The sequence below is a fragment of the Rhodococcus sp. HM1 genome (assembly GCF_023218075.1).
Classification (GTDB): domain Bacteria; phylum Actinomycetota; class Actinomycetes; order Mycobacteriales; family Mycobacteriaceae; genus Rhodococcus.
Map to the genome: position 1 here is coordinate 1 of NZ_JALPTB010000130.1, position 8491 is coordinate 8491.

General features: G+C 68.2%; 9 protein-coding genes. 3 read left to right on the forward strand and 6 right to left on the reverse strand.

What is annotated here, in order from left to right:
• The 6 genes from M1M07_RS31505 to M1M07_RS31530 form a co-directional block, all read right to left on the reverse strand.
• On the reverse strand, positions 1-239 hold a 239-nt coding region (locus tag M1M07_RS31505; RefSeq protein ID WP_248676672.1), incomplete at its 3' end, for a TauD/TfdA family dioxygenase.
• Positions 240-282: 43 nt separating this feature from the next.
• Positions 283-1350, reverse strand: coding sequence for a PhnD/SsuA/transferrin family substrate-binding protein (locus tag M1M07_RS31510; protein ID WP_231610582.1), 1068 nt, complete (start codon positions 1348-1350; stop codon positions 283-285).
• Between the two features lie 23 nt (positions 1351-1373).
• Positions 1374-2114, reverse strand: coding sequence for an ABC transporter ATP-binding protein (locus tag M1M07_RS31515; protein ID WP_248676673.1), 741 nt, complete (start codon positions 2112-2114; stop codon positions 1374-1376).
• The gene (locus M1M07_RS31520; RefSeq protein WP_197252392.1) at positions 2104-2946 is read right to left on the reverse strand and encodes an ABC transporter permease; all 843 of its coding nucleotides are present in this window, start codon (positions 2944-2946) and stop codon (positions 2104-2106) included. Before M1M07_RS31520 ends, M1M07_RS31515 begins: the two co-directional genes overlap by 11 nt.
• Before the next feature lie 2 nt (positions 2947-2948).
• Positions 2949-3884: a TauD/TfdA family dioxygenase gene (locus tag M1M07_RS31525; RefSeq protein WP_197252393.1), complete on the reverse strand. Its 936-nt coding sequence runs from the start codon at positions 3882-3884 to the stop codon at positions 2949-2951.
• Between the two features lie 120 nt (positions 3885-4004).
• On the reverse strand, positions 4005-5165 hold the full coding sequence (locus M1M07_RS31530; RefSeq protein WP_197252394.1) for a phosphatase PAP2 family protein: 1161 nt from the start codon (positions 5163-5165) through the stop codon (positions 4005-4007).
• A gap of 187 nt (positions 5166-5352) precedes the next feature.
• Between M1M07_RS31530 and M1M07_RS31535 the strand changes: the two genes are divergently transcribed.
• The 3 genes from M1M07_RS31535 to M1M07_RS31545 all read left to right on the forward strand — a co-directional run.
• On the forward strand, positions 5353-5769 hold the full coding sequence (locus M1M07_RS31535) for a Zn-ribbon domain-containing OB-fold protein (protein WP_197252395.1): 417 nt from the start codon (positions 5353-5355) through the stop codon (positions 5767-5769).
• A gap of 18 nt (positions 5770-5787) precedes the next feature.
• Positions 5788-6933, forward strand: a complete 1146-nt coding sequence (locus tag M1M07_RS31540; protein WP_248676674.1) for a thiolase family protein — start codon at positions 5788-5790, stop codon at positions 6931-6933.
• Positions 6934-7149: 216 nt separating this feature from the next.
• Positions 7150-8491: LLM class flavin-dependent oxidoreductase (locus M1M07_RS31545; RefSeq protein WP_248676675.1), on the forward strand; the 1342-nt coding region annotated here is incomplete at its 3' end.

Consider the following 8491-nt stretch of genomic DNA (forward strand, 5'->3'; position numbering starts at 1 on the left):
ATCGAATCGAACAGGGGGTGGGCGGGCGTTGGTGCGCCGAAGTAGTTCGCGAACCGCAGGTGCTGGTCGTGGTCGAGGTGCTGGTCGCGGAAGAACACGACCTTCCACTGCAGCAGCGCCTGCCGGACGGTGGCGATCTCGTCGGTGGTGAGTTCGCGGGTGAGGTCGAGTCCGTGGATCTCGGCGCCGGTCCAACCGGACTGCGGGCGCACCTCGATGCGGGTTGCGGCCTGGGTCATGGTGTCGCTCCTTCTCGTGTGGTTCGGGTGCGGTCGCAGACGACTACGGAAGCGGTGTGAGCGCCACTCCGTCGGTGTCGTTCTGCGCCTGGATGATCGAGTTGTAGCGGTCGTCGAGGTAGGGAGCCACGTCGACGGGCCGGTCGATGATGCCGGTGTCGAGGAGCCCGTCCGACACGGTCTGGAACAGTGCGGTGAACTTCGGTTCGATCGGGTAATACTTCGCGATGCCGGTCTTGTCGAGCAGTTCCTTGCCCTGCTCGTACGTGATGCCCTGGACACCGACGTAGTACGCCTCGACCCACTGCTCGGGGTTGGCTTCCTGCCAGTTGTTCGCCGCGACCGTCCGTCCGACGTAGTCGCCGATCGCGGCGACCTTGACGGGATCGTCGAGGACATCGCGCCGCACCACCAGCGCGCTGATGCCGGTGTTGATGCCGGTTCCGTCACCGAGAATCGGCGGAGAGCCGATCTTGTAGTACTGGTTCCCGAGGACGATCGCGGCATCGACCGCACCGGCGACAAACGTCGGCACCACCTCCGATCCCGCGAGTTCGACGCCCTCGACGTCGGTGCCGAGTTCGAGACCGGCCCGGTCGAGCAGGCCGACGGTGATCATCTGACGGCCGGTGCCCGGCGGGTATGCGACGCGCTTGCCGCGCAGGTCTTCGAGGGTCTCGATGCCACTGCCCGGCTGCGCGACGAGGTAGTAGCCGCCGCTGCTTCCCGGATTCGCTTGTCCCGCAACGACCACGATGTCCTCGATGCCGTTGGACACGGCGATCGGAACAGGCGCTTCGCCGACGAAGCCGATGTCGGCAGCGCCGGAACGCAGCGCTTCGATGACAGCGGGGCCGCCGCTGAAGTCCGCGAAGGTGACCTCGTAGGGCGCGTCGGCTCCGGCGCCGGACAGCGACCATGCGAGCGACTGGTTCCCGTTCTGCTCGGCGACAACGAGTTCCGTCCCCTCGGGGACGTCGACGGTGTTCGCGATGGTCGCTTCGGAGAGCGCTTCGCTCTCCTCGGATTCGGACAGCCCGCAGGCGGAGGCGAGCATCGTCAATGCGAGGGCGGGCAGCAATGCCCACCGGGCCCGTCTGATTCCAGGCAACGTCATGTTCCTTCTGATGTGAGTTATCGAGCGTCGGGTTCGTCGCCGACACCGAGTTCGGCGAGCAGTCGCCGTCGCAGCGCGGTGAATTCGCGCGAGTCCCGAGAACGTGGCTGCGGCACGTCGACGCGGGTGGACAGGGAGATCGCCCCGTCGGTCAGCACGATCACGCGGTCCGCGAGCAGGATCGCTTCGTCGACGTCGTGGGTGACGAGCAGGACCGCGGGCCGGTACTTGCGGTACAGCCGCAGCAGCAGGCCGTGCATCCGGATGCGGGTGAGCGCGTCGAGTGCACCGAAAGGTTCGTCGAGAAGCAGCAATTGGGGTTCGCGCACGAGTGCCCGCGCCAGCGCGACGCGCTGTGCTTCACCGCCGGAGAGGGTGCGCGGCCACGCGCCGGCCTTGTCCTCGAGGTGCACCTCGGCCAGCGCGGCGCGGCCCTGCTCGCGCACCGTGGCGTTGTTGGGCAGTCCGATCGTGACGTTGGTCAGCACCTTCTGCCACGGCAGCAGACGCGGTTCCTGGAACACGACCGCCTGTTTCGCGGGCACCCGGATGTGGCCCTGGACGTCGGGGTCCAGCGCGCCGAGCGCCCGCAGGAAGGTCGACTTGCCGGATCCGCTGCGTCCGAGCAGCGCGACGAACTCGCCCGCGGCGATCTCGACGTCGAGACCGTCGAGGACGGTCTGCGCGCCGAACACCCGTCGCACACCGCGCGCGACAACGACCGTCTGGGTGTCGTTGTCCACCAGGTCAGTTGCCATCGTAGGCTCGCCTCCAGGTCAGCAGCCGGTTCTCCAGCCAGCGCACCACCGCGATGGAGAGCAGCCCGAGGATTGCGTACACCGCGATGAGTACGAACACGACGTCGATCTGGAAGTACTCGCGGGCGTCGGTCATCATGCGGCCCAGGCCCTTCTTCGCGTTGATCGTCTCGGCGAAGATCAGCGAGAGCCACGCGCCGGTGAGGGCGAGGCGCAGGCCGACGAGGAACCCGGGCAGTGCGCCGGGCAGGACGACACGGATCAGTTCGCCGCGGCCGACCCCGAACGAACGTGCCGCCTCGACGAGCCCGGCGTCGACGCTGCGTATCGCGGCGAAGGTGTTGATGTAGATGGATACCGCGACCGCCAGGACGATGAGGATGACCTTCGGGACCTCGCTGATGCCGAACCACACGATGAGCAGCGGTACCAGCGCGAAGTTCGGAACCGCCCGCAGCACTTCCATGTTGGCGTCGACGAAGTTCTCGCCGATGCGGGACAGGCCGGAGACCACGGCGAGCACCAGCCCGAGCGCGATGCCGATGAGCAGGCCGTAGCCGACGCGCAGCAGGCTGATCGTCAGGTGCTCCTCCAGCGACCCGTCGGTGATGAGCCGCCACGCCGCGGACAGCACCGACAGCGGCCGGGGCACCGTGCGTTCGTCGAAGAACCCGGTGCTCGACGCGACCTGCCAGGCCACGACGAGCAGGACCGGACCGAGCAGGCGCTGCACCGACCGCGGCACCCGCGAGGCGCGCTGGGTGCGCGCGGACAGCGCGGTGGGATCGACGAGAGCGACTCCCGCCGAGGACTTTTCGAGGACGGTGGTCATGCTCAGGCCGCCCCGAACCATTCACCCGAGATCGATTCGGACTTCACTCCGTTCGGCCCGACCGGCACGTCGCCGACGAGGGTGATGCGGTGCAGAACCCGGTCGTGGTCGAGATGGTGGGCGTCCTGCGGCGCCAGGTGCAGCGCGGCCCGGTTGTCCCAGAACGCGACGCTGCCGGGTTCCCACTTGAACCGGACCGTGTATTCCGGGCGTGCGACTTCGGCGAACAGCAGGTCCAGCACGTGCCGCGACTCGCGCGGCGCGAGGTTCACGATCTCCCGCGTGAACGACGGATTGACGTAGACGACGCGCTCCCCGCTCTCGGGATGCACCCGCACCACGGGATGAATCGTGGCGAGCGGGTTGGTGCGGACCAGGTCCCCGATCTTCTCCGAACTGCGCTCGGCGTCGAACGCGGCGCCGAATCGGTGCTCGGCGCGCAGCTCGTCGATGAACGCCCGGACCGGTTCGCTCAGGCCCTGATAGGCGGCCGCGACGTTGCTGAACTGGGTGTCGCCGCCGAATGGCGGGATCGTCTCGGCGCGCAGGATCGAATGCGACGGCGGGTTGATCAGCGGGGTGACCTCGGCGTGCCAGCCGGGGCCGGCCGCCCCGCGGCGCTTGGTGTAGTCGGCGCCGTACCGGTGGTCGTAGGCCTTCGGTGAGACGGTGTGGATCTCGGGGAATCCCTCCGGCGCGGTGGTGCCTTCGTAGGGATGACCGGGGGTGACGTCGCCGAACTGCTTGCCGAACGCGATCTGCGAAGCGTGGTCGAGATCCTGGTCGCGGAAGAACACCACCTTCCAGCGCAGCAGCGCCTCCCGGATCGTTGCGATCTCACCGTCGGACAACGGCTGCGACAGATCCGCGCCGTGGATCAAGGCGCCGGTCCAGCCGGACAGTGGTTCGACAGTGAGTCGCTTTTCGATCGTGGTCATTTCACGCCTCCTCGGGCACCGTGGGCGGGCTGTGAATCTCTCCCCCGTTGTGCCCACGACGCTAGAGCCGCGACGCGATTCCGCTGAAGCGTTGAAATCCCTGTGATCGGAACGATGGGATCAGTTCCCGGCGACCGCCTCGTGAGCTGCGACGAGGTCGAGGCGCAGCCAGCCGCCGTCGGGACCGGTCCGGTCCAGCGGGTATCCGGCGGGAATCGCCGTCTGCCGCAGCACATCCAGACGCTGCTCGTCGGTCAGGTCCGGTGCGGCCGCACGCAGCAGCACCGCGGCCTCGGCGGGAATGCCGTTCGTGGCGTCCGGATGGATCCGCTCGAACCCGTAGGTGAGCCGTTCGCGGAATTCGGCGCGGGCCGTCTCCGCGGACCGGTACGGGCTGTCGGAGGCGATGTAGTCACGCAGCGGCATCCCGGCGGCGGTCTCGAGCACGGCGCGCAGTTCCGCACCCGCTTCGTCGACGAGCCGCGCGAACGCCGGATCGTCGAGCCGGTCCGCCGCGGCCGCCTGGCCCATGATGCGGCCAGCCATGACGTCGAGCGGGTAGTGCACGCCGAGCACGATGCGCCCGTTGCCGATCTCGGACGCGCGCGTGAGGATCTGCGGTGCCAGTTCGGGCAGCATGTCGGCGAGCAGGATGCCTTTCCAGTACGCCTGCGACGCGTGCCCGGAGGGGTACGAGTCGGTGCCGTACACATCGGCGAACGGGTCGGCACCTCCGCTGATGCCGTCGCCCCGATAGGCGACGATGCGTTCGGGCACCACCTCGAAGGGCCGCGGATTGCTCCAGTGGTTCTTCTCGACGAGTGTCGAGTTCGCGATGCCACCGGCGCGGGCGAGGTCCCCGGCGAGCAGGGCCGCGACTTTCGGCAGCCGATGCTGGGCGAGCGCCGCGCGGAAGATGCCGCCGAGGCCGGCGCCGAGGCCGTCGGACAGCGAGAGCAGGCGGTCGTGGTTGTCGTCGAACAGGGCGCGCTGCTGTTCGACCGGGGTCGCGGCGTTGTTGATCTCCACGCCGCGGTCGAGATTGCGCTGCAGCAGGTCGGGGCGCGTGTCCCGGATCTCGGTGAAGCCGTCGAGGACGCCGATGTACGAGCCGCGCGCGGGAGCGTCCGACGGGTAGGGCCCGATCAGTTCCGGCAGGGTGAACGCCTCGGCGACCGGGGCTGCGGGCACGAGGGGCTCTGCGTCGGCGAACGACACGGACGCTGTCAGTGTCGTCGCGAGGGCCACTGCCATCGCACCGGCCAACCTGCGCAACTCCATGGACCCTCCTGCATCTGTACGGGCGTCCGTGAAGTCAATCCCGAACCAGGTCCGGCAGGCAACCGTGGATCCCATGCGGATCGCCGAGGAGCAGCACCCCCACGACCGGCAATGGTTTTACTGTATGCCTTACCGTATATTCGTCGACGTTCGGTTCGATGTGCCGCCGAGACGAAGGAGAAACCCGATGCCCCGAGCCCTGGCACCCGAGATCTCCACCTGGCCCGAGCCCGACCCGCAGCTCATCGGCAGTCGGTGCGAGGACTGCGCGGCCGTCGCATTTCCGGTGCACAGGCGGTGCCCGCGGTGCAGTTCACGCAACGTCGCCGAGACCACGTTGCCGCGGCGCGGAACCCTCGTCTCGTGGACGACGCAGGGTTTTCTCCCCGGCCCTCCCTACGCCGGGCGCGAAACGGCCGCGACGTTCACCCCGTTCGGCGTCGGGCTGGTCCAGCTCGACGACGTCGTCCGCGTCGAGGGGCGGCTCACCGAGAACGACCCGAACAAGCTGCATTTCGGCATGGAGGTCGAACTGACCATGGTGCCCATCGCCGTCGACGACGACGGAACCGAAACCGTCACGTTCGCGTTCCGCGCGGTCTGAGCGACGAGGAGAGTCGGGATGGACGATGTCGCCATCATCGGGGTGGGGCTGCACCCGTTCGGCCGGTTCGACGGCAAGTCCGCGATGGACATGGGTGCCGATGCCGTGCAGGCAGCGCTCGACGATGCGGGGCTGCAGTGGAAGGACATGCAGTTCGCCGTCGGGGGCAGCTGGGAGATCGCGAATCCCGACGCGATCGTCGGGACTCTGGGTCTGACCGGGTTGCCGTTCACGAACGTTTTCAACGCGTGCGCGACCGCGGCGAGCGCGACCCAGGTGTGTGTGGATTCGATCCGGGTGGGTCGCTTCGACATCGGTATCGCGATCGGGATGGACAAGCATCCGCGCGGGGCGTTCACCGTCGACCCCACTCTGGTCGGGATGCCGAGGTGGTACGGGGAGAACGGCCAGTACCTCACCACCCAGTTCTTCGGGATGAAGGCCAACAAGTACCTGCACGACCACGGGATCTCGCAGCGCACCCTCGCGAAGGTCGCGGCGAAGAACTACCGCAACGGGGCCTTGAATCCGAATGCGTTCCGCCGCAAGCCCATCGACGAGGACACGATCCTCGACTCCCCGACGCTGAACTACCCGCTGACGCACTACATGTTCTGCGCGCCCGACGAAGGCGCCGCCGCCGTCGTCATGTGCCGGGCGGATATGGCGCACCGCTTCACCCGCACCCCCGTCTACGTACGGGCGGTCGAGATCCGCACGCGGCGATACGGGGCCTACGAGGTGAACACGACGTTCGCGCCCGTCGACGAGGACGCCTCCCCGACCGTCTACGCGTCGCGTGCCGCGTTCGAGGCGGCCGGGATCGCACCCGAGGAGGTCGACGTCGTGCAACTGCAGGACACCGACGCCGGCGCCGAGGTCATCCACCTGGCCGAGGCCGGGTTCTGCGCCAACGGCGACCAGGAGAAACTGATCGCCGAGGGCCACACGGAGATCGGTGGCCGGCTTCCCGTCAACACCGACGGTGGCCTCATCGCCAACGGCGAACCGATCGGCGCGTCCGGGCTTCGGCAGGTCCACGAGTTGGTACGGCAACTGCGTGGCGAGGCGGGTGACCGGCAGATCTCAGGTACTCCCCGCGTCGGCTTCGCACAGCTCTACGGAGCCCCCGGCACCGCCGCGGCCACCATCCTCACCACCTGACCCGTCCCCCGTGCCCGTGCGTGGTTTTGGTAGTTGCCGCTACCAAAACCACGCACGGGCACCAACATTCGTTCAGGGACGAGGACGCAATCCTCGACTCGCCGATGCTGAACTACCCCTCCCTGGAATCACGTCGAGCACAAGTATTGGGTCGGCGTCCGAACCCTGCTGAACTGCCGGTGATTTGTGCCGACAGTATTTCGGAGGGTGTTCGCTATGGCTTCTCGATTGCATCTCAACGTGTTCGTTCCCGCGACCGGCCACCACGAAGCGTCGTGGCGACTGCCGGGTACCACCCCCGAACGCGTCGACGACGTGCACTACTACCGCGAGATCGCACAGACGGCCGAGCGTGGACGGTTCGACTCGATCTTCCTGGCGGACGTCCCGGCGGTCGGACGCCATGCCGATCGCGTCGCGCAGAGCAGTTTCGAGCCGCTGACCTTGCTGTCCGCGTTGGCGTTGGTCACCGAGCACATCGGTCTCATCGGAACCGCGTCCACCACGTACACGGAGCCCTACAACCTGGCCCGCCAGTTCTCGTCGCTGGACCACATCAGCGGCGGACGTGCGGGATGGAACATCGTCACCTCGTGGTCCTCCGCGGCCGCGCACAACTTCGGGTTCGACGGCCGGCTCGGCCACACCGACCGCTACGAACGCGCTACCGAATACCTCGAGGTTGCCACTGCCCTGTGGGACAGCTGGGAGGACGACGCCGTCGTCGTCGATCGCGAGCGCGGCATCTACGCCGACGCGGACAGGGTGCACCGGATCGACCACGCCGGACCACACTTCCGGGTTCGCGGGCCCCTCAATGCGGCGCGCTCACCGCAGGGGCACCCGGTACTCGTCCAGGCAGGCTCGTCCGTGGAGGGCCGCGCGTTCGCCGCGCGCTTCGCCGAGGCGATCTTCACCGCGCAGGTCGACCTCGGCGACGCGCAGGACTTCTACCGTGACGTGAAGGCCCAGGCGGCGGCGTTCGGCCGCGACCCCGACACCGTCAAGATCCTTCCCGGCCTGTCTCCCATCATCGGTTCCACCGAGGCGGAGGCACGGCGCATCGAGCAGGACCTGACGGATCTGTCGATACCCGAGGTCGGGTTGGCGCACCTGTCGTCCCGATTCGACGACGTCGACCTGTCCGGGTTCCCCCTGGACGGTCCGGTTCCGCTGCACGCGCTGCCCCACCCCGAGGACGTGCAGGGCGCGCAGAGCCGTTCGCGGGCCATCTTCGACATGGTCGAACGCGAACCCGGCCTGACCCTGCGCGGATTGCTGCATCGCCTCGCCGGCGCCCGCGGGCACGGCACGATCGTGGGCACCCCGGAGCAGGTCGCGGATCGGATCGTCACCTGGTTCGAGGCCGGTGCCGCCGACGGTTTCAACATCATGCCGCCCTATCTGCCCGGCAGCTTCGACGCGTTCGTCGACCACGTCGTGCCGATCCTGCAGAGCCGCGGTGTGTTCCGCACCGAGTACGAGAGCACGACGCTGCGCGACCACTACGGCCTGCCCCGTCCGGCCGCCCGACGCTCATCCCCCGTCCCCGTCTCCT

Excerpts from the sequence above, each read along its gene's own strand:
- M1M07_RS31540 (WP_248676674.1), top strand. The coding sequence starts at position 5,788 with ATGGACGATGTCGCCATCATCGGGGTGGGGCTGCACCCGTTCGGCCGG.
- M1M07_RS31535 (WP_197252395.1), top strand. The coding sequence starts at position 5,353 with ATGCCCCGAGCCCTGGCACCCGAGATCTCCACCTGGCCCGAGCCCGAC.
- M1M07_RS31530 (WP_197252394.1), bottom strand. The coding sequence starts at position 5,165 with ATGGAGTTGCGCAGGTTGGCCGGTGCGATGGCAGTGGCCCTCGCGACG.
- M1M07_RS31525 (WP_197252393.1), bottom strand. The coding sequence starts at position 3,884 with ATGACCACGATCGAAAAGCGACTCACTGTCGAACCACTGTCCGGCTGG.
- M1M07_RS31515 (WP_248676673.1), bottom strand. The coding sequence starts at position 2,114 with ATGGCAACTGACCTGGTGGACAACGACACCCAGACGGTCGTTGTCGCG.
- M1M07_RS31520 (WP_197252392.1), bottom strand. The coding sequence starts at position 2,946 with ATGACCACCGTCCTCGAAAAGTCCTCGGCGGGAGTCGCTCTCGTCGAT.